Source organism: Phyllobacterium sp. RCAM01083 (assembly GCF_055685835.1).
Window position 1 is genome coordinate 545,669 of sequence record NZ_JBVFZN010000004.1, and the last position, 20,096, is coordinate 565,764.

Below are 20,096 nucleotides of genomic sequence, written 5' to 3' on the forward strand. Positions count from 1 at the left end.
CCATGCAGCATCTGAATGCCGATACCGTCCATGCCCTGCTCGACTATCCCCGCCTGGTCGAGGCCCTGCGTCGTGCCCACCGCGATGGCACGATGCCCCAATCCCGCCTACAGGTTCTGAGCGACACTGGCAACGAGGCCAACAAATTCGTTTCTCTGATCGCCTGGGCGTCAGGGGACGTGATTGCGATCAAGCTTGTCGGCGTGTTTCCCGACAATCCTTCGCTCCCGGTTCCAGAGCCGTCGGTACAGGGTCTGGTCACGCTGATCAACGGCAAGACGGGCGCGCCGCTGATGACCTGCGACGGTGCGGCCCTCACCTTCCGCAAGACGGCGGCCGACTCGGCACTGGCCGTCGATCTTTTGGCCCGCAAGGATGCCGAAGTGCTGCTCGTTCTCGGTGCCGGCGGTCTCGCGCCGCACGTGATCGAGGCGCATATGACCGTGCGCCCATCGATCACCCGGGTAATGATCTGGAACCGGCATCCGCAGAAGGCGACCAACCTTTCGGAAAACCTCAGACATCTGCCTGTTGACATATCTGCCGTCGATAATCTGGACAACGCCCTGGCGCATGCCGACATCGTGTCCTGTGTAACCATGGCGACGGCCCCGCTCGTGAAGGGTGCCTTGCTCAAGTCCGGCTGCCATGTCGACCTGATCGGCGCCTACTTGCCCGAGATGCGCGAAGCGGACGATCAAGTTGTACGGCGAGCCGGCCGCATCTTCGTTGATACCCGGACCGCCTGCGAAGGATCCGGTGACGTGGCCGAACCGCTTGCCCGTGGGCTGATAACGCGCGAGCAGATCGCCGCCGACCTGTTCGATCTGTGTCAGGGTCGACATCCAGGGCGCAGCGACAATGACGAAATCACAATGTTCAAAAATGTCGGTGGCGGTCATCTTGATCTCTTCACCGCGCGCCACTTGCTTGGTCGAGCAGACATTGTCGGATGAGCCGTCGCCGCTTGCTCGCGCCAGGAAGGGTTCTGAATGGGGTGACCGCCCCTCGACGGCATCGATGTGCCAGGATGGAGACGTTGATCACCATTTAAGGGGGGCGTCCACCCCATCAGAACCATATGATCTCCCCAGGCCAAAGAAGAGCGCGGTTTAAGTGCTCCAAGGATATCCCTATCTTGGTCATCTGCCGCTCGAATGAAAACTTCCATCACCGCTCCTGTGTGAATTGCTATCATTACACTTTGGCCCATTTTCTACCTTGGCGGTCGTTCGAGCCAAGGGCTTCGTAAACTTAACCTGAGGTATTCCCCTTCTGTCCAACGGCAAGGCATTCGGCAACCATCAAGCGATGCGCCGACAGACTTAGACAACGCAAAGTAACTCCAGCTTCGGCTCACATGCCGGTTGACTGGTTCTGTTGCAAATGTTTCGTCAATGAGATGGATGTAGCGTTTGGGCTTTATCTGCAGAGTATAATCGATGTTCAAAGGCCGCCATTTCGACAAATCCGTCATCCTTCTGTGCGTGCGATGGTATCTGACTTAGAATCTGAGCCTGCGTGATTTGAAGGAGATGATGGCTGAGCGCGGCATTGCTATCGACGATTCGACCGTGCATCGCTGGGTTTTACATTTCAGCCCCAAATTGCTTGAGCGCTTCCATCGCAGGAAGCGCCACGTTGGGCGGAAATGGAACCTCGACGAGACCTACGTGAAGGTCAAAGGTGAGTGGATGTATCTGTATCGTGCCATTGACAGCAACGCAGATACGGTTGAGTTCTATTTCAGAAGAAATCGCGATCTCCAGGCCGCAAAGCGCTTTTTGCGCAAGGCTTTGGCCCGTCATGGCAGGCCAAAGCGGATCACCATTGACGGAAGTCAGACCAATCGCACGGCAATCATGCAGTGCGATGCAGAGAACCGGCTTTGGCGAGGTGGTCATCCCATCGCCATTCGCTCCAGCAAATACATGAACAATGCCATCGAGCAGGATCACCGCCGGGTCAAACGCCGGATAAAGTCCATGCTCGGTTTCAAATCCGAGCAAGCCGCTGGGATCAGCCTTGCCGGTATCGAACTCATTCACATGATGCGCAAACAGCAGGGTGTCTTTGCAACAGCGAAAACCTTATCGCTCAGACAGCAATTCGCGGAACTCACTGCATAATTGCGTCCAGTGGTAAGCCGCGCTCCCTCAAAACCGATTTTTTGCAACAGATCCCAACATTCCCTTTTACACACAAGACTTTGTTAAAGGGGCTGTATTGGTCGGCGCCCTGGCTATTTCCTACGGTATTGGCCGGAGTTCATATTCCTGAACGTCTGAGCGATGGCGGACATCGCGGCAATGATATTGCTTATTTCAAAGGACCGCAGCACCACAGGTCGTTTCAAGAGCTGAAACGACTATGCGAAGCCGCAGGCCAGTCTGGTGTTCCTTTAACGGGCGCGCTTATGAAACAGCTTGGATGGTCCTGATCTTCTCAAGCCCTCCGACAACCGGTGCAAATTGCTCCCAGACGCCTTGTGCACCGCTTTCCCATGCAACCCTATTTTCCGGCTGGAGAACTTTTCCTCCATGATCAGCGGCGGTCTTTACCGATCCGGCCTCATCCTCGACAATCAATTGGCTGAAGTAATCGGCGCCGGCGGCTGACGCGTCAAGGAAGACCTGCTTCTGCTCGGCGTTGAGGCTGCTCCAAAACGCCGCGGAATAATAGACGACGCCGGACGCCCAGACATGGCCTGTCTCGGTCAGATAGGGCACGACTTCGTACAGCTTGAAACCCGCATAGGCCGATTTCGTCAGATCCATTGCGTCGGCAACGCCCGTTGACAGGGCATTGTAGGTTTCAGTGATTGGGATACCGATCGGCGTGGTGCCGAATGCCGCCCAGAGCTTAGTATGCAGAGGGCTCTGGATAACGCGGATACGCTTGCCCTTGAGCTGCTCCGGTCGCGTGACAGGTTCCTTGGTCAGGAGGTGGCGCGCGCCGTAGTTGATATAGCCGCCGACGACAAAATTCTGCGCAAGAAGCTTCTCCTTGAGCCCCGTTCCCACCTCTCCCTGCACGACTTTGCGCACATGCCCGGCATCGCGGAAGAGGAACGGCAGATCAAGAATCTGTAACTCGGGCACCCAGCCGGAAAGCCATGACACCGTTGACTGGCTGGCCTGGATCGAGCCGAGCCGCACGCCTTCCGCGACTTCCTTCTCGCCCCCGAGCGCGCCATTCCTGACGATATTGAACCTGAACTGGCCGGGCAGTTTCGCTTCGACAAGGTCGCGAATTTTGAACCATATCCTGGTTTCCGGTTTGTCATCGCCAAACAGAGAGGCAACCGTGATCGTTCGGGTTTGAGCGGCGGCACGGCCGACAAGCGCTGGGGCGGCAAGCACTGCCGTTCCAGCGACGGCGACGGATTTGATGAAGGTACGGCGATGCATGGTCATTGGATGGCTTCCTGATTTCTAGAAAATGATGGCCCAGGCGCAGATGATCGCCAGAGCTACAAGCAGTGCGAAGAGATAGGGAACAACAGCGCGAAACAGCGCCGATGCCGGCAGACGCGTGACACCGCTGACGACAAAGATCAGCATGCCAAGCGGCGGTGTCAGCCCATGGATCATCAGATTGACGACGATGATCACGCCAAAATGAACGGGATCGATACCAGCCACCACCGCGGCAGGGAGCAGGATCGGGCCAAACAGAAGTATTGCAGCCCCGATATCGAGCACCAGACCGACGACGAGCAATATGAGATTTGAAAGCAGCAGCACGGCGATTGCACTTCCGCCGAGCGCGGAGGTCAGGTTCGAGATAAGCCCGGAAACATCGTCCACCGCCAGCAGGAATGCAAACGGCCCCGCGGTTCCGATCAGCAGTCCGATGGCCGAAGCTTCCGTCGCCGCCTGTCGGAACGCGCTGAAGAGCGAACCGAACCGCAGACGCGCCCCGATCCCGAGAAGCAGGGTATAGATCGCCGCAAGCGCCGCCGCTTCCGTCGTCGTGACGACGCCCATGCGGATACCGACAACGACGATGATGCCGAGGCCAAATGCCGGAATTGCGCCGATGGCGGCATTCCAGCGTTCTGCCCTGCCCGCACGCGGTTGCGGCTGTTGCTCGCGAACGGTGAGGTGGATGGCAACTGCTAGACAGATGGCCATCACACCACCGGCAAAAAAACCGCCGACAAGCAGCGATCCCACCGAGAGATTGGTCGCTGCGGCCAGGATCAGGAACGCGACGGACGGCGGTATGATGTTGTCAAGAACCGAGGTGGAGGCGATGATGGCGGCAGCCTGCGCCGGCGGGTAGCCGCGCTTGACCAGTTCGGGCTGGAATGTCGATGCACCAAAGGCCGCATTGGCAACCGATGAACCGGACGCACCGGAAAACAGCACGCTGGTCAAAAGTGTCGTCTGCGCCAATCCGGCGCGGCGATGGCCGACAAGCGCGGATGCGAACCGCACCAATTGGTTGGCAACACCCGAGGCCGTCAGCAATCCGCCAGCCAGCAGGAAGAAAGGAATGGCTAGAAGCAGAAACTTTGACATGCCGGTGACCGTAGAGGCGACAACGGCAGGCTCGGGCAATGTACTGCCGAAGGCAATCACGACATAGGCGGCCGCAAGAAATGCGTGCGGCAGCGGCGCTGCCACCACCAGACCTATGGCCGCGATCAATCCGAGAACAATGCTTGGAGGCCAGGCGCGCCCCAAATCGAGGTGCGGAATAGCAAAGTAAAGGGCAGCCCCGATAATGCCGGCTGTGACGATCTGCACCGCTTTGCCGTCTGCCAAGCGTTGCAGCAGCACAGCGGCAAGCAACAATGAGCCGCCCGCGCCTAGGAAGCCGAACCGTATCCACTCCGGCAGCCCCAATGTCGGTGAAACGCCGCCGAGCATTGTCATGATCTCGCTGCCGCCGAAGCTCAGGATAAGTCCGGTCAAGACGGTAAAAATATCAGCGATGGCATTGGCAACAATCCTGCCGGATGGAGGCAACAGGTCGGCAAAGACGTCAAGCCGCATGGCCAGGGCGCTGTTCAGGCTGAGAGGCGCACCGAAAGCGATGAGCGCAACGTGCAGCCACACCGACAGATCCTCCGATCCCATGAAGCCGGCGCTGAAGACGTACCGCAGCACGACCGTTGCCAGGACAACCGCGAGCAGGATGGCGAGCAAAGCGGCACAGAGCCAGCCAAGCACGGCCTCCAATCGCCTGAGCAGTTGGCTTGAAATCCGGGCAAGCCCTTCACCGGGCAGAGGTTCTGTGGTCTCGATAAGGGTCACGTATCTGTCTCTTTCGCTCAAGTGGCAAAAACTTATGCGGATTTGGCACTGCCCAGGTCTCTGTCGAACAATGTCGACCAGGTGAAATGTTTCGCCTGCGAAACCTCTCGCGTTACGTCGAGACGCGGCAATACGAGTTCGCCGAAGCGATATGCCTCTTCCAGAAGCGGCATCCCGGAGAGAATGAACGTGTCGACGCCTGCCAGCCTGTAAGCGTCCATTGTCCGTAGAACGGTATCGGGAGAACCAACAATGGCAGTCCCGGGCCCTGGGCGGACGAGGCCGATTCCGGCCCACAGATTGGACGCTATTTCGAGATCGCGCAGATCGTCCGGTTTGTGGCCGCCATGCAGCGCGCTCATGCGTTGCTGACCGACGGAATCGCTCTTGGAAACAAATCGCTGGTTGGCAGCGATCGCAGCGGCATCCATGCGCGCATAGAGATCATTGGCCGCATCCCACGCCTTGGCATCGGTCTCCCGTACGATGACGTAGAGCCTGATCCCATATTCGAGCGTCCGGCCGAGCCGGGCCGCCCGCTCCTTGACCGCGTCGATCTTCTGCCTGATCTGGTCGGGTGTTTCGCCCCAGGAGAGGTAAACGTCGACATGTTTGGCCGCAACGTCGAGCGCCTTGTCGGACGAACCGCCGAACCAGAGTGGCGGCGGGGCGATGCCGGTTCCAACGGGAAGGGCGAGTTTGGCACCCTCCGTTGAAAAATACTTGCCCTGATGGGTCACGCTTTCGCCGGCAAAGAGCCGATGCCACAGGGTGAGATATTCGTCCGCCATGTCGTAACGCTGGTCGTGCGGCAATGTCATGCCATAGGCACCCAGCATTTTGGCATCGCCCGAGACGACATTGACGAGCAGGCGGCCGCGCGAAAATTCCTGGAACGTTGCCGCCATTTTGGCCAGCAGCGTTGGCGCAATCAGACCGGGATGCACCGCCACCAGAAATTTCATGCGCTCGGTATAGGGAAGAAGCGCACCCGCGAGCACCCAGACGTCATGAGCCCCGGTTGCAAAAAGTGCTCCGGTATAGCCGAGATGATCATAGGCCTGCGCCAATTGCCGGTAATAGCCGTAGTCAACCTGACGCGAACCTTCCGGCTGCCAGGGATATGCACCATCCGGTGCGCACATGTACCAAAGTACGTTCATGACATTCTCCTCCGCTCAGACGCTGCAGGCCAATTGTCCAAGGCGGACGGGGTTCTTGAAATATCCATGGCGATACAGGGTATCGGCCTCTTCCTGCTGCTCGGCGATGATGTCCGCATCGGCCGCCACAACGCTGAAGTCCCGGGATCGAACCACGCGCTCCCACGCATCAAGGTCGGCATCGCCGGCACCATTCGCGACAAGCCGTTCGGCAGCAATGCGCGTATCCGCTGCCACCTCACGGCCGATGCGGGACAATTCCGCGACAATGCCCTGACGCGTTTCCCGGGACAGCCGGCGATCGTCCGTCGTCCAGAACAGGGAGCGGTTGGGAATTGTCGAGCCACAGCGCGCAATCAGACGAATGTCGCTGCGTTCCATCGCCTTTTCCAGACGTGGCGCCATGGCAATCCAGGCATCCACACGTCCTTCAAGCAGGGCTGGCAATGAATCTGCGGCCCCGGTCTCGAGGCGGCTGACATCCGGCAGCCGCAGCCCTTCGCCTTCAAGGGCTCGCGCCAGAAGATAGGTATGAAACGAGCCATCGATCAGGGAAATGCGTTTTTCCCTTAGATCGGCAATGGAACGGATCGGGCTGTCCCTGGCAACGAAAATACCGCCATTGGCTGGCCGCGGCGCGGATGCCGCGATGTAGGTGACATTCCAGCCAGACGCTTCGGCAGCAATCGGTGGCGTCGATCCGGTGCCGCCAAAATCAATCTGACCATTGCCGATCAGTCTGATGGTATCGCGGCCTTCGTTGTAATTGACGAACTCCGGCTCAAGTCCCGAAAAAGCATCGGGCCAGGCCTGCGCGAGACGCAAGTGCAAGTTGCTCGGATGAACGCCGATTTTCATGCTGATGTTCCAATAGGATTGAAATGACTGCTGAAAACAATTTATATTTTTATATATCGTTCAGGAAAGGCGGCCATCCCAATTCATACACAGCGGCGAGACAAGATTTCCAATGGCCCGGGAAAAGAGAGAACAATTTTGCATTCTTATCAAAGGCTGCTTTTGCGCATTGAAAGCGAAGACACCTCAATCTATCTTTTTATGAATGATGAGGGACACCAGTCATGGCAAAAACGATTTCGCCCAAACTCTGCCGCAGCGTGGGAGACGCAAGCGAGCTGCTCAAGCACATTGCCAAACCCTGCGCGCACCACCTCCGCCAGATAGGCAGATACAAAAAGGGTCAATCCGATTTGCGCGCGCACCAGAGCCTCCGGCGAAAACCGTGCCGGCAGCATCATCGGCACCAGCAGCATGGCCACATAGAGAATGGCGATCATCGGAACACCGCGAACGGCTTCAATATAAAGGATTGCCAATATCCGGACCCCTGCCATTTTCGAGCGACGCGCCAGGGCGAGCAATACTGCAATGGGAAATGCACAGGCAAAGCCGACCACGGATATGAGGAGCGTTAACGCCAGACCACCCCAGCGGCCGGTCGGCACTTTCGGCCCGACGACCAACCCTGCCATCAGCATCCACACAAAAACAACAACCGCTATCCAGAGATAGACGAGATGGAGCGTCCAGAAACGAGGCATTCCCGTGATTGCAAGCAGTGCAACAATTGTAACGACAGTGACTGCAGGTCGCCAGTCAAGTTCCGGAGGATACAGCGCAAATAGAATAAAGCGCAGCTTCGCACCTATGAACGCCCAGCAGGCACCTGAACTGGCGGCACAGTCCTTGGCTGTGCCTGTCCATATCGCATCAAGCAAGGCCCAGCGGACCAGCGGCGGAATTGTCCACAACAGCAGTGCAACGGTCGCGAGGGTAACAATGGCATTCACCGGCGTGCCAAACAGTCCATGTCGCAACGCGGCACAATGCTGCTGCCGTTTCATCCTGATATCCGTGCGGTTGACGATAGGGCTCATCGTGGCAAGTATCCCTGACGCTCGATGCGCTTGTTGTACCAATTCATCAGTGTCGAGACCGAGAGATTGAAAGTTAGATAGCAGATCACGATAATGGCAAGCGCCTCCAATGCCTGACCGCTCTGGTTGGCTGTCGTGTTGAGAACGCTGACAAGATCGGGAAAGCCGATGGCAACGGCCAGGCTGGAATTCTTCGTCAAATCAAGATAGCTAGACGTCATCAGCGGGATGATCACACGCAAGGCCTGAGGCAGCACGACGAGCCGCATGATACGGGCGGGTTGCAGGCCAAGAGAGCGGGCTGCCTCCCATTGCCCCGACGGCACCGACTGAATACCGCTGCGAACGATTTCGGCGATTGTGGCGGATGAATTCACGACCAGGCCAATCAGCAATGCGGCAAATTCCGGGGTCAGATTGAGCCCGCCGACGATGTTGAACCCTTTCAGCGCCGGTACGTCGATCCGGATACTGACGCTGGAAAGACGAAAAACCAACCCGATACCGATGAGCGTCAAAAGCAGTATTCCCGCACGTTCTGTCATGGTCACAGCATTTCCGCTACGCCGCCGCAATGAGAAATAGGCGCCGGAAACGATACATAGTCCCACCGAAACAAGCAGCGTTTTGAGCGATAAGTGCCCAGCCCCGATGCTCGGAACAAAAATTCCCCTGTTGCTCAAAAAGATCGCTGTGAAAATGCTGAATGCCTGTCGCGGCGCCGGCAAGGCGTGGGTGACGGCACTCCAGAAGAACAATTGCAGAAGCAAGGGCGTGCTGCGCAATGTCTCGACATAAATCCGCACCAAGCCGGCCAGAAGCACGTTGCCGGAGAGCCGGGCTATCCCCAGAAACACCCCGAGGATTGTCGCAAGAATGCAGCCGGATATGGCGATCGCTACCGTGTTCAGCAACCCGACGAGGGCCGCGCGGCCGAAGCTGTCGCTGGGCGAATAGGCTATCAGGCTTTCGCCAATAGCGAAATTTGCGCTTTGTCCGAGGAATCCGAAACCTGGCGTGATCCCGAGCCGGTGCATGGATTGAAGCATGTTCGATCCAAGCAGCCAGAAGATGGCGGCAAGGGCGAGAAAGACGCCAAGCTGCGTGACGGGATAACTCCCCCACCAGCGCAGCAGGGAAAGGCGAAAACCGGACCCTTGCGGGCCCGGAATCCGGTAGTTCAAAATCGGCGTATCTGCAGACATGATCGGGACTGCACTCAACGGAACGGCGGAGAGTACAACAGTCCCCCCTTCGTCCACGGTTGATTGTAACCGCGCTCGAAACCAACCGGCGATCCCTTGCCAATGGTGCGTTCGAAAATCTCGCCGTAATTGCCGAGTGTTTTGACAATGTTGTACGCAAACTTCGGATCAAGTCCGATGGCTTGGCCCAATGCCGGATCTGTCCCAAGGAACCGTTTGATCGCTGGATCTTCACTGGTCAGGAACGTGTCGATGTTGTTTTTGGTGATACCGAACTCTTCAGCCTGAATGGTTGCGTAGACCGTCCAGTTGACGATTTCGAGCCAGCGGTCGTCGCCCGAAGCAATAGCCGGTGCCAACGGTTCTTTCGAAAGGCGCTCCGGCAGCAATACGAAGTCATCAGGCTTCGAAAGTAATGTACGGCGCAAGGCAAGATCGGACGCATCCTGCGTCAAGGCATCCACGCGCCCTGTCTCAAGCGCCTTGAGGAATTCATTGCTGTCTTCGATGGTTACAGGCGTGAATTTGTGTCCTGATTTGCGGAAGAAATCGGCAATGTTCAACTCGCCCGTCGTTCCGCTCTGCACACCGATCGTGGCGCCATCCAGATCGCTCCCCTTGGTTATACCAAGAGACTTGCTCACGAGAAGACCTTGTCCGTCATAGAAGATGGTCGGTCCGAAGTGGAAACCAAGCTTGAACGCGCGCGTGATCGTCTGGGTAACACCCGAAAGCAGGATGTCGAACTCGCCCGACTGCAAGGCAGGCAACCGTTGCTGAGGCGACGAAGACGTGAATTCGACCTTGTCCGGATCGTTGAAAACGCTGATTGCCAGCGCCCGTCCGAACTCGACGAAAAAGCCCTGCCATTTGCCGTTGCCGTCAGGGGCGAAGAAACCCGGTGAAGTGCCGACACCAACCTTGATCGTACCGCGATCCTTGATTTTGTCCAGAGTAGGACCTGCCAGCGCGACACCACTGAACAATGTGGATGCTGCGACAAATCCGGCGACAAGCCTCGTTCTCCAGATGCCGTACCGTTTGTTATTCTTCTGCATTCAATCTCTCCTTTGGCAGAGCGTTCTTGGGTCAGGTGAGATTTGATCCTGCGATCACCCCCTGCATTCCCGCTGTCGAAAGGGTAGAGAAGAACAGTATCGGGAGGAGATATCGTTTTGCGCATGAATGACTATCTTTGCAGTAACATGCTCAAGGAGCGGCAATTTTCGGCTTTATTTCTCAAAGGGTTTGCCTATGAAGTTCCGAAACCCAATTCATCATTGCCTGACTTCATGACAGGCCGGCGAGCAGATCGCCAGATTCCAGTCTCTGGCCAAGGGCACGACAATGACCGCCGAAGGTGCCCCCTCAATGGTCAGCTTGCACATTATGGCAATGCCCTCGTCGCATCTTGGACTGCTCACGGTACAGGTACCGTTTTGAGCCTCCCCCGGCGGGTTATCAGGTGCCGGGGAAGAGCCGCTGTCGAACCGCAAAAATCCTGAGTTGTTGCTCCGAGGTGATAATCATCGGGACCACACGGCCGTTGCCGGGAAATCTTGCGTAACACACGTCCGGCCAGATTTTCTGTGTCTGGCTTTAATCTCAAAACAAAATTACCGTTATGATGAAACAATTGAAACACGGTTCTGAATTCCGGACTACCTCCTGTACTCAGGATGTGGGACATATTTGCGAAATTTTGAGCGGCGATGTTCCACAGCCGGTCAATGGAGCAGCCAGTCTGTGCCCGCAATCTCAAACCAAAATACAACAACCATAAGAAAAACAGGAGCTCTCGCAATGTGCCTTCCCATCAGCCGAACGAAATTGCTCGGCGCGGTATTCAGTCTTGGCCTGGCATTTGCCGCCACGGCGGCTCAATCGGAAACGCCTCCCAATGTTCTGGTTGTCGCGCAGTCCATTGACGATGCTGTCAGCTTTGATCCTGCCGAGGGATTTGAACTTACAACGGTTCAGTCATTCAACAATATTTATCAGCGCCTGGTGCAGGCGAACCGGGATGATGCGACGAAAATTGAGCCAGCCCTTGCTGCATCCTGGGAGATTGGCTCTGACGGGAAGAGTTTGACTTTCGCGTTGGCGGCCAAGAGCGCCTTCGCCTCTGGCAATGCGGTTCGCCCTGAAGATGTCGTCTTCTCCCTCACCCGCGCCGTTAAACTCAACAAAACCCCGGCGTTTATTCTCAATGAGCTTGGCTGGTCGGCTGACAGCGTGGATGCTGCTGTCACGAAGGTGGATGACACCCACGTCAAGATCAGCTGGAGTGCAGATGTCGGACCGGCATTTGCTCTGGCGATTTTGACAGCACCCATCGCAAGTATTGTTGATACGCAAGTGGTCACGGCACAGGCCAAAGACAACGATTTTGGCAACAGCTGGCTGAAAACCAACTCGGCTGGCAGCGGACCCTTTAAGATTGCCAATTACACGCCCCACGAGGCACTCGTGCTTGAGGCCAATCCCACCTCGCCCAATGGGGCACCCAAACTGGCGAGCCTTATTATCCGCAATGTCCCTGATGCAGGTGCGCGCCGCTTGCTTGTCGAACAGGGTGACGCCGATATTGCCCGGGGCCTCGGCGCGGATCAGATTGATGCGCTCAAGCAAAAGCAAGGCATTGAGGTCCTCGCTGTTCCCTCGGCGCGGACGGATTATTTGCTGATCAACTCAAAAGCCAATGCCACACTCGGCAATCCGGCCTTTTGGGAAGCGGCCCGTTACCTGGTCGATTACAACGGCATCTCCAAGGATCTCCTGCGGGGGCAGAGCCAAGTTCACCAGGCGTTTCTTCCGGTTGGATTTCCGGGCGCTTTGACCGACACGCCATTCAAACTCGACATCGACAAGGCCAAGAAAATTCTTGCCGATGCGAAGATCGCAACACCGATCAAGGTTGACTTCCCGGTGTTCAACGACCAGCCATTTCTTTCCATCGCGCAATCCCTGCAGTCGAGCTTCGCCAAAGCAGGTATCGAACTTGACATCCAGCCCGGCGTCGCCAGCGAAATCTACGCCAAGGGCCGTTCAGGAAATTACCAGTTCACCCTGCGCTACTGGATTCCCGACTACTTCGACCCTCACTCGAATGCCAGCGCATTTGCAATCAACAAGGATAGTTCATCCAATACTGTGGCCAAGCAGGCGGGTTGGATAATTCCCGAGTTAACAGCCGAAACGCTCGCTGCCGTTAAAGAACAGGACCCGGCCAAACGCGCCGTCCTTTACGGCGAACTGCAGAAGAAAATCCAGGCAAGCTCACCCTATGTCTTTCTGTTGCAGGGCAGCGATCAGGTGGTTTTGCGCGATGTCGTAAAGGGCTATAAGCAGGGACTCAACGCGGATCAGGTTTACTACGATAGGGTCGAGAAGTAATTGCCACAAAAACAGGGTTTGTCCCTTGGTGAGAATGTGGACTCCCGTCAGCTGCGAGGCCGGCGGGAGTTGCGACTTGTATGGCGGCTCGCCAGCTGGTTGACATCGATGGCGATCACCCTGCTTGGCCTTGCTGTCGTGACCTTCGCCATGACAAGACTCGCGCCCCTCGATCCGGCCCTGCAGCTGGTTGGAGATCATGCCAGCGCGTCCACCTATGCCGCAGCCCGGGTGGAGCTTGGTCTTGACCAGCCTCTGCCGGTCCAGTTCGTGCGTTATCTCCAGGCCGCATTATCGGGCAATCTTGGCCAATCGATTGCTACCGGACAGCCGATCGTCAAGGACATTGCCCGCACCTTCCCGGCAACCATCGAACTTGCAACCGTGGCAATCATCCTCGGTGCATTTTTGGGGGTGTCCCTCGGGATTCTCGCCGCCGTGAAGCCGGGTAGCTGGGTTGACGGGCTGATCCGTCTTGTCGCCCTCATTGGCTATTCCGTTCCCATTTTCTGGCTGGGTTTGCTGATGCTTTTGCTGTTCTACGCAAAACTGCGATGGGCTCCCGGCCCTGGCCGCCTCGATGTGGTTTTCCAGTACACGATCCCATCGAGAACGGGCTTTGCTCTCATCGATACATGGCTTTCCGGCAAGGCTGGAGCTTTTCGCGATGCGATTGCCCATCTTGCATTACCTGCAACAGTTCTCGCCTTTTATTCGCTTGCAGGCATATCGCGACTGACCCGGTCCCTTATCCTGGCAGAAATGGGACAGGAATATGCGCTGACGGCCTCTGCCAAGGGTGCGGCAATCCATCGTGTTATATTCGTTCATATTCTGCCCAATATTGCCGGCGCTCTCATCACTGTTATCGCGCTCTCCTATGCGAGCCTGCTCGAAGGAGCAGTATTAACAGAGACAGTATTCGCCTGGCCCGGTATCGGACGCTACCTGACCGTTGCCATGTTTGCCGGTGACATGCCGGCAATACTGGGAGGGACACTCGTTGTGGGTGCATCTTTCGTCATTCTCAATACACTGACCGATCTTCTGGTGTCCAAATCGAAACCGGGAGATCGTCTATGACATCGAGCATTGCAGCGACGTCCAACGAAACAGGCTTTATCCGCCGATTGCTGAGATCACCGTCAGGCCTGATCGGGGCAAGCGGCGTTCTGCTGATCTTTGCAATTGCCTTGCTGGCCCCGCTGATCGCCCCCTACGATCCTATTCTACAAGAGACCGCCAACCGTCTGGCACCACCCGGAGCGCTGCATTTGTTGGGGACCGACGCTTTCGGGCGGGACATTCTTTCGCGCCTTATCTATGGCGCGCGCCCGACGATGGCGCTCTTGCTCTTCGTCATTCTCATCATGGCGCCCCTCGGCATCACGATTGGTGTGTTTGCCGGCTATTTCGGCGGCTACATCGAATCCATTCTGATGCGCCTTACCGATATCGTCATGTCGTTTCCCCGGCTGCTTCTCGCATTTGCCTTCGTGGCTATTATCGGGCCGGGCTTGATCAACGGCGCACTGGCGCTCGCCCTCACCAGCTGGCCGGCCTATGCCCGGCAAGCGCGCGTGGAGACGACTGCTCTGCGCCGCAGCGATTATCTCGCAGCTGCCGAGATGGTGGGAATTCGCGGCATTCGCCTTTTGTGGGGTCACGTATTACCGCTGGTGCTTCCCTCGGCGATCATCCGGCTCGCCCTCGATATGAGTGGGATGATACTTGCGGCGGCAGGCCTTGGCTTCCTTGGCCTTGGCGTGCGGCCACCAACTGCAGAATGGGGAACCATGGTTGCCGGTGGTACCGAGGTCATTTTTGATCAGTGGTGGGTTGCTGCCGCTCCGGGATTTGCAATCCTCATTGCCAGCCTTGCCTTCAACCTGCTTGCAGATGGATTGCGCGACGTCATGGATCCGCGCAATGACTAGACCTCTTCTGCACGTTGAAGATCTCTCCATTTCCTTTTCCTCACCGGCAGGACGTGTGGAGGTGGTCAAGTCCGTCTCATTTGAAATCAACCGCGAAATCGTTGCCCTCGTCGGAGAATCCGGTTCCGGCAAATCCCTCACCGGCCGCGCCCTCATGGGATTGTTACCGCGGCGCGCTGTATCGGCGGCCTCGATCCTTTCGCTTGAGGGACGCGATCTAAATGCCCTTTCTCCATCAGGGTGGCGAAAGCTGCGCGGCAATGATATCGGCCTTATCCTGCAGGACCCCAAGTTTTCGCTCAATCCCGCGTTGCAAATTGGACGGCAGGTGGAGGAGGCCCTTCTGCTGCACACAAAACTGACTTCTGCCGAGCGGCGGGAACGGGCACTTGATATGATGAACCAAGTCGGCCTGCCCGATCCCGTGCGCCTCTATAAGAATTACCCTGGCGAACTGTCCGGGGGGATGGGCCAGCGTGTGATGATTGCAGCAATGCTGGTCAACAGGCCGAAACTTCTCATCGCGGATGAACCAACGTCCGCGCTCGATCATGACCTTCAGATTCAGGTGCTGTCACTGCTGCGCAATCTGACAGAGAAATTGGGGATGGGACTTCTGCTCATCAGCCACGACCTGAAACAAGTCGCTCGCTATAGCAATCGCGTGCTGGTTATGCGCCACGGCACGATCGTCGATAGACTTGCTGGCAGCGACCTTGAGCAATCGCCCCATCCCTACACCCGAGCGCTGTGGAATGCGCGTCCATCGGCACAAACCTATGGAACGATGCTGCCCGTATTCAACGAGACTGATTTAAGCGCATGAGCACCGTTGTTGTCGAGAATCTGTCCATCGCATTTTCGCGAGCGACCGAAAAATTTAACGCCGTGCATGACGTGACGTTCTCGGTCGAACCGGGCGAAACCTTTGGTCTGATCGGACCATCCGGTTGCGGAAAAACATCCGTTTTGCGAGCAATTGCGGGCCTCAACACGCACTGGACTGGCAACGTAAACATACTGGGCACAGCGCTAGCAGCTGGACGGAAACTCGAAGGCGATTTGCGCCGGAACGTTCAGATGGTGTTTCAGGACCCCTATTCTTCCCTGCATCCAAAGCACCGTATCAACCGGATACTCGGCGAACCGCTGTCTATCAGAGGCGTTGCCAACAGTGATGTGAGGGTGCGCGAGGTGCTGGCGCAGGTTGGACTCCATGCCCAAATCGCCGAACGCTATCCGCATCAGCTTTCAGGGGGACAGCGGCAGCGCATCGCGATTGCACGGGCCCTTCTGCTTGAGCCAAAAGTGCTTCTGTTGGACGAACCAACCTCGGCACTCGATGTCTCGGTGCAAGCGGAAATTCTCAATCTTTTGTCTGAATTGAAGCGCACACTTGGAATGACCTACTTGTTGGTCAGCCATGATCCTGATGTCATCGGCCATATGTGCGACCGCACCGCAAGAATGGCTTCGGGGCGTATCGAAGCATTCACCAATCGATGACCTATCCCCGTCCTCCTTCGCAAGTACGTCGATACTTCCCTTATGTGGGATCAGAGTTTGAGCGACGCACGAACAGCATCAATGCCGGGAGCTCCATCGAACGCCGCTACGTCCTTGAGCCAGAGGTTTAGCCGATCAGGATGTGCTTTGATCCATTGCTTTTCCGTGGCCCGTCCGTGCTGCCCCTCGTCCAGAATCCTTCCCATAAGCTCGTTCTCGATGCGGCTATAGCCGGGTCGGCAGCGCTGCGATGCCTACAAGTGAAATCAGCGTGGCCGAGCTCCTGCCGGCGGCCAGGCTGATCGAGTTTCAAAACATCATTTGGAAACCGTGGAAACGATGTTCGGCCCAAAGGATTCAAGTTTGTAGTTCAATATATTGGCGCGAACGCCGGCAACTTCCGTCTGCTGGAACAGGAGAACGAACGGGCTGGTTGCCAGAACCTTCTTCTGCAGATCCTCATAGGTCTTGGCGCGCTTGGCAGTGTCGCGTTCCAGCAGGGCCGACTTGGTTTCCTTGGTCAGATCCGGCACATCCCAGGCATTGCGCCATGCGAGCGTCTTGTTGGTGCCCGTATCGGCATTGTCCGGATTGCTGGTGAAGGTTTCCGCATTGGAGTTCGGATCCCAGTAATCCGTTCCCCATGGGCCAATGAAAATATCATGCCCCCTCGCCCTGTATTTTGTCAGCGTCTGCTTACCGTCGCCGGGAATGATCTCCAGCTTCACGCCGCCCTGGGCAAAGGTCTGCTGCACGGATTCGGCAATGCCCGTCACCGGCTGGCCGTTGCGCACATCCATCGTCACCGAGAAACCATCCTTCAGGCCGGCCTTGGCCAGAAGTTCCTTGGCCTTCGCCACGTTGAGGGAATAGGGCTTTTCGTCCAGCTCGCCCAGAATGCCCTTCGGCAGGAAGGTCTGGTGGATTTCGCCGATGCCCTTGATCAGCTTTTCGCCGATGGCGTCATAATCGACGAGGTATTTCAGCGCTTCACGCACTTCCGGCTTGGCCAGGTTCGCATTCTTCTGGTTGAGGCTGAAATAATAGATCGTGCCCTTGGCTGCGCTGGTCGTCTTGATGTCGCTGTTCTTGACCACCTGTTCCAGATCGTTGGGCTCCAGATTGCGGGCAACGTCGATATCGCCCTTTTCCAGGAGCAGGCGCTGCGTGGCGCTTTCCTTGACATGGCGGTAGATCACGCGGTTGAGCGGCGCCTTGGTGCCGTGATAATTGTCGTTGCGCTCCAGAACGAGGATTTCGTTGGCGCGCCAGTCGCGGATCTTCATCGGACCGGAACCGGCATAATTGGTCTTCATCCAGGCATTGCCGTAGTCATTGTCGACCACATGCTGCGAGATCAGCTTTTTGTCGACGACGGATGCAACCGTCGATGTCAGGCAGTTGAGCACGAAGCTCGGGGCATAGGGCTGGTCAACGGTGAAAACGAAGGTGCTCGGATCCGTTGCCTTGGCCTTTGCGGTGACATTGTCCGGCTTCAGGCCGAACTGGGTGAGGATGAAGGCGGGGCTCTTGTCGATCTTGATGGCGCGCTCGAAGGAATAGGCGACGTCTTCAGCCGTCAGCGGATTGCCGGAAGCAAACTTCAGGCCCGGCTTCAGCTTGAACGTATAGGTCAGGCCATCGTCGGAAACCGTCCAGCTCTCGGCAACGTCAGGAATGATCTTCGAGGCATTTTCCGGTGACGGTCTGACGAGCCGGTCATAGGCATTTCCACTGATCTCGCCGCTCGTCAATTCAAACGCTTCCGCAGGATCGAGGGTGACCAATTCGTCAAGCGCCCACGCTTCCACCAGTGTGTCCGCGGGTGTCTCCGCATAGGCTGGTAACCCAGTGGCAAGAAGAACAGACAAGCCGATGCTTGCGGGCATCCCAATTCTGCATGATCTGGAGGAGGCTACAAAATATGCCATGGGACGGTGATCCTTTTTTGGCCAAGCCTCCACAACTCCGGTTTCTACATTCAAGTAGAATCTGGACAATTGCCGTTTTCGGCCGGCGGTGATTACAAATTCTTCCTAAAACTTCCGGGATTCACGGGCTGACCGCAGGCGGCAAGACCGATATCAAAACAGGCCGGTGGGACTCCAATCAGCCGTCGCATATGTCATGTTGATATCCTCCAAGCTTCTCCGCATCACAGGATGGGAACTGCCAAAATTCCGACCAGTCGCACCATTTAGCCGTATGTGGTCACAATACCCGCTACGGTTTTTCTGTATAAACACGCCGTTCCATTTTTGAGCTCCAGGGAAAAATGCATTTCCCCGGTTGAGTGTGTTTCGAAACAAAACAACCCGGAGTTTTAACGGCCTGACATCAACTGAAATTTGAGCTTCAATATGCCTTTGGCTTGATTTGCAACCAGGGCTCGAAGCTCAGGCGAAATTGCGCCCCTTGCCGGAAAACTGAAACGCAGTCCCGGATTGACCGCTACCAGTCATGGTCAAGACATGGGACAACGTGCAAATCGGTAGGTGATGGGTTTCCACAAACCACGATATGGGCACCGGGGTTTAGGCCGAGCTTCGGCTATGGCCGCGAGCCGTCCGTTTTGAGACATCCCCGTTAGCTGGGCCAAAAAGCGAGACCTTAGAAAACTCTTTGGACAAATTTGAAAGTTGTGAGAAATTGATCAGTTGTACGCGAGGCAGAACATAAGCCCTTTTGGCTGGCATATATTAGTAAGCCGTGTTTCCCTCTCACGTTGACCAAAAACCTGGATTCTGCGCAAGGACCAGTGAGCTCGATAGCCGTGGTGACCATGGACCAACAGCGGCCATATCTGCCGGCAACCGAAGCGATCGGGATGCTTCAATAGGCAAATGCCACTGGTAATTGCGTCATGGCCATCAGCCGGCGAGAGCCAAACTTCCGTGACGGCCAATGTCCCTCTCAATCTCGCAGACCAAGTTGTCTAGCGCCGGGTTCCTCGATTTCCTTGCTCGGCGGACGACATACGCCAAGGCTGGCGGCCGAGGCAGTCGTTCAACGACAACGTGCATCTCGCCACGGATATGGCGGTCGCTCAGGAGCGCCACGCCCATGGCCGCGTTGACGGCCGAAACGATGCCGGCGGCGCTCGAGCACTCGAAGATGGTCTCGAGAACAGCATCATCCTGGCCGATGTCCAGGGCCCACTGACGGTAGAAACACTCGTCGTCAAACGACAGAAACGGAATCGGGCTGTCCCGCGGTAGCGCCAAATCCGGATGCTTCACCCAGTGAAGGTCTTCACGAAAGAGGACAATGTCGGTCGGTCGCACCTCGTGGCTGAAGACCTGAACGATTGCGGCATCCAGCTCGCCACGTTCGAGCATGGCGCGCAGAACCAGACTCATACGGACCTTGGTACGGACCGAAACGTTCGGATGCACACGCCGAAATCGCCCCAGAATTCGGGCGAGGTCGGTACACGCCGTGTCTTCGGTGAGTCCGAGGGCAAGCCTACCCGCGAGCGTGGTCTTCGAAAGGCTGAGCAGAGCCTCGTCATGCAGACCGAGGATACGTCCGGCGTAGTCGAGCAAGTCTTCTCCCGTAGCGGTAAACATCGGACCGCCCGCTTTCCGACCGAGCAGCTCACAGTCTAGGCTGACTTCAAGCCTCTTTATCTTATGGCTCACAGCCGACTGTGAGAGGCCTAAAGCGACGGCCGCTCTGGTAATGCCGCCATATTGGCGAATTGCCGAAAGCGCCCGCAAAGCGTCGA

General features: G+C 56.8%; 15 protein-coding genes and 2 pseudogenes. 8 read left to right on the forward strand and 9 right to left on the reverse strand.

Annotated elements, in window-relative coordinates:
• Positions 1-2 precede the first annotated feature (2 nt).
• Together lhpI and ACZ25R_RS06680 are read left to right on the forward strand one after the other, a co-directional pair.
• Positions 3-956, forward strand: a complete 954-nt coding sequence (gene lhpI / locus ACZ25R_RS06675) for a bifunctional Delta(1)-pyrroline-2-carboxylate/Delta(1)-piperideine-2-carboxylate reductase (RefSeq protein ID WP_464665056.1) — start codon at positions 3-5, stop codon at positions 954-956.
• A gap of 486 nt (positions 957-1,442) precedes the next feature.
• Positions 1,443-2,129, forward strand: a pseudogene (locus ACZ25R_RS06680) (IS6 family transposase).
• A gap of 285 nt (positions 2,130-2,414) precedes the next feature.
• Here the strand turns inward: ACZ25R_RS06680 and ACZ25R_RS06685 are convergent.
• The 7 genes from ACZ25R_RS06685 to ACZ25R_RS06715 form a co-directional block, all read right to left on the reverse strand.
• Positions 2,415-3,416: a TRAP transporter substrate-binding protein gene (locus ACZ25R_RS06685; protein WP_464665054.1), complete on the reverse strand. Its 1,002-nt coding sequence runs from the start codon at positions 3,414-3,416 to the stop codon at positions 2,415-2,417.
• 18 nt (positions 3,417-3,434) lie between these two features.
• Positions 3,435-5,237, reverse strand: coding sequence for a TRAP transporter large permease (locus ACZ25R_RS06690; RefSeq protein ID WP_464665427.1), 1,803 nt, complete (start codon positions 5,235-5,237; stop codon positions 3,435-3,437).
• A 59-nt stretch (positions 5,238-5,296) separates the two neighbouring features.
• Entirely contained in the window at positions 5,297-6,427 is a 1,131-nt protein-coding gene (locus ACZ25R_RS06695; RefSeq protein ID WP_464665053.1) for an LLM class flavin-dependent oxidoreductase, read from the reverse strand.
• Between the two features lie 15 nt (positions 6,428-6,442).
• On the reverse strand, positions 6,443-7,285 hold the full coding sequence (locus ACZ25R_RS06700; protein WP_464665051.1) for an ABC transporter substrate-binding protein: 843 nt from the start codon (positions 7,283-7,285) through the stop codon (positions 6,443-6,445).
• Positions 7,286-7,476: 191 nt separating this feature from the next.
• A complete protein-coding gene (locus ACZ25R_RS06705) occupies positions 7,477-8,325 on the reverse strand; it encodes an ABC transporter permease subunit (RefSeq protein ID WP_472460512.1) in 849 nt (282 codons plus the stop codon).
• Entirely contained in the window at positions 8,322-9,530 is a 1,209-nt protein-coding gene (locus ACZ25R_RS06710; RefSeq protein ID WP_464665044.1) for an amino acid ABC transporter permease, read from the reverse strand. Before ACZ25R_RS06710 ends, ACZ25R_RS06705 begins: the two co-directional genes overlap by 4 nt.
• A gap of 14 nt (positions 9,531-9,544) precedes the next feature.
• Positions 9,545-10,588 carry an amino acid ABC transporter substrate-binding protein gene (locus ACZ25R_RS06715; protein WP_464665042.1) on the reverse strand — a complete coding sequence of 348 codons (1,044 nt, stop codon included), beginning with the start codon at positions 10,586-10,588 and terminating at the stop codon, positions 9,545-9,547.
• A gap of 312 nt (positions 10,589-10,900) precedes the next feature.
• Here ACZ25R_RS06715 and ACZ25R_RS06720 point away from each other — a divergent pair.
• From ACZ25R_RS06720 to ACZ25R_RS06745, 6 genes and pseudogenes are all read left to right on the forward strand, one after another.
• Positions 10,901-10,979, forward strand: a pseudogene (locus tag ACZ25R_RS06720) (DMT family transporter); the annotation flags it as partial.
• A gap of 354 nt (positions 10,980-11,333) precedes the next feature.
• The gene (locus ACZ25R_RS06725; protein WP_472460513.1) at positions 11,334-12,926 is read left to right on the forward strand and encodes an ABC transporter substrate-binding protein; all 1,593 of its coding nucleotides are present in this window, start codon (positions 11,334-11,336) and stop codon (positions 12,924-12,926) included.
• Positions 12,927-13,034: 108 nt separating this feature from the next.
• On the forward strand, positions 13,035-14,009 hold the full coding sequence (locus tag ACZ25R_RS06730; RefSeq protein ID WP_464665039.1) for an ABC transporter permease: 975 nt from the start codon (positions 13,035-13,037) through the stop codon (positions 14,007-14,009).
• Positions 14,006-14,863 carry an ABC transporter permease gene (locus tag ACZ25R_RS06735; RefSeq protein WP_464665038.1) on the forward strand — a complete coding sequence of 286 codons (858 nt, stop codon included), beginning with the start codon at positions 14,006-14,008 and terminating at the stop codon, positions 14,861-14,863. Before ACZ25R_RS06730 ends, ACZ25R_RS06735 begins: the two co-directional genes overlap by 4 nt.
• Positions 14,856-15,689, forward strand: a complete 834-nt coding sequence (locus tag ACZ25R_RS06740; RefSeq protein ID WP_464665036.1) for an ABC transporter ATP-binding protein — start codon at positions 14,856-14,858, stop codon at positions 15,687-15,689. The genes ACZ25R_RS06735 and ACZ25R_RS06740 overlap by 8 nt, the downstream gene beginning before the upstream one ends.
• On the forward strand, positions 15,686-16,369 hold the full coding sequence (locus ACZ25R_RS06745; RefSeq protein WP_464665035.1) for an ABC transporter ATP-binding protein: 684 nt from the start codon (positions 15,686-15,688) through the stop codon (positions 16,367-16,369). Before ACZ25R_RS06740 ends, ACZ25R_RS06745 begins: the two co-directional genes overlap by 4 nt.
• 317 nt (positions 16,370-16,686) lie before the next feature.
• Here the strand turns inward: ACZ25R_RS06745 and ACZ25R_RS06750 are convergent, their stop codons facing one another.
• Together ACZ25R_RS06750 and ACZ25R_RS06755 are read right to left on the reverse strand one after the other, a co-directional pair.
• Complete coding sequence (locus tag ACZ25R_RS06750) at positions 16,687-18,258, reverse strand: ABC transporter substrate-binding protein (protein WP_464665033.1); 1,572 nt, start codon at positions 18,256-18,258, stop codon at positions 16,687-16,689.
• A gap of 981 nt (positions 18,259-19,239) precedes the next feature.
• Positions 19,240-20,096 (reverse strand): LysR family transcriptional regulator (locus ACZ25R_RS06755; protein WP_472460514.1); only part of this gene is annotated, 857 nt, incomplete at its 5' end.

Coding starts and splice junctions, on each gene's coding strand:
- lhpI (WP_464665056.1), top strand. CDS start 3: ATGCAGCATCTGAATGCCGATACCGTCCATGCCCTGCTCGACTATCCC.
- ACZ25R_RS06685 (WP_464665054.1), bottom strand. CDS start 3,416: ATGACCATGCATCGCCGTACCTTCATCAAATCCGTCGCCGTCGCTGGA.
- ACZ25R_RS06695 (WP_464665053.1), bottom strand. CDS start 6,427: ATGAACGTACTTTGGTACATGTGCGCACCGGATGGTGCATATCCCTGG.
- ACZ25R_RS06700 (WP_464665051.1), bottom strand. CDS start 7,285: ATGAAAATCGGCGTTCATCCGAGCAACTTGCACTTGCGTCTCGCGCAG.
- ACZ25R_RS06705 (WP_472460512.1), bottom strand. CDS start 8,325: ATGAGCCCTATCGTCAACCGCACGGATATCAGGATGAAACGGCAGCAG.
- ACZ25R_RS06710 (WP_464665044.1), bottom strand. CDS start 9,530: ATGTCTGCAGATACGCCGATTTTGAACTACCGGATTCCGGGCCCGCAA.
- ACZ25R_RS06715 (WP_464665042.1), bottom strand. CDS start 10,588: ATGCAGAAGAATAACAAACGGTACGGCATCTGGAGAACGAGGCTTGTC.
- ACZ25R_RS06725 (WP_472460513.1), top strand. CDS start 11,334: ATGTGCCTTCCCATCAGCCGAACGAAATTGCTCGGCGCGGTATTCAGT.
- ACZ25R_RS06730 (WP_464665039.1), top strand. CDS start 13,035: ATGGCGATCACCCTGCTTGGCCTTGCTGTCGTGACCTTCGCCATGACA.
- ACZ25R_RS06735 (WP_464665038.1), top strand. CDS start 14,006: ATGACATCGAGCATTGCAGCGACGTCCAACGAAACAGGCTTTATCCGC.
- ACZ25R_RS06740 (WP_464665036.1), top strand. CDS start 14,856: ATGACTAGACCTCTTCTGCACGTTGAAGATCTCTCCATTTCCTTTTCC.
- ACZ25R_RS06745 (WP_464665035.1), top strand. CDS start 15,686: ATGAGCACCGTTGTTGTCGAGAATCTGTCCATCGCATTTTCGCGAGCG.
- ACZ25R_RS06750 (WP_464665033.1), bottom strand. CDS start 18,258: ATGCCCGCAAGCATCGGCTTGTCTGTTCTTCTTGCCACTGGGTTACCA.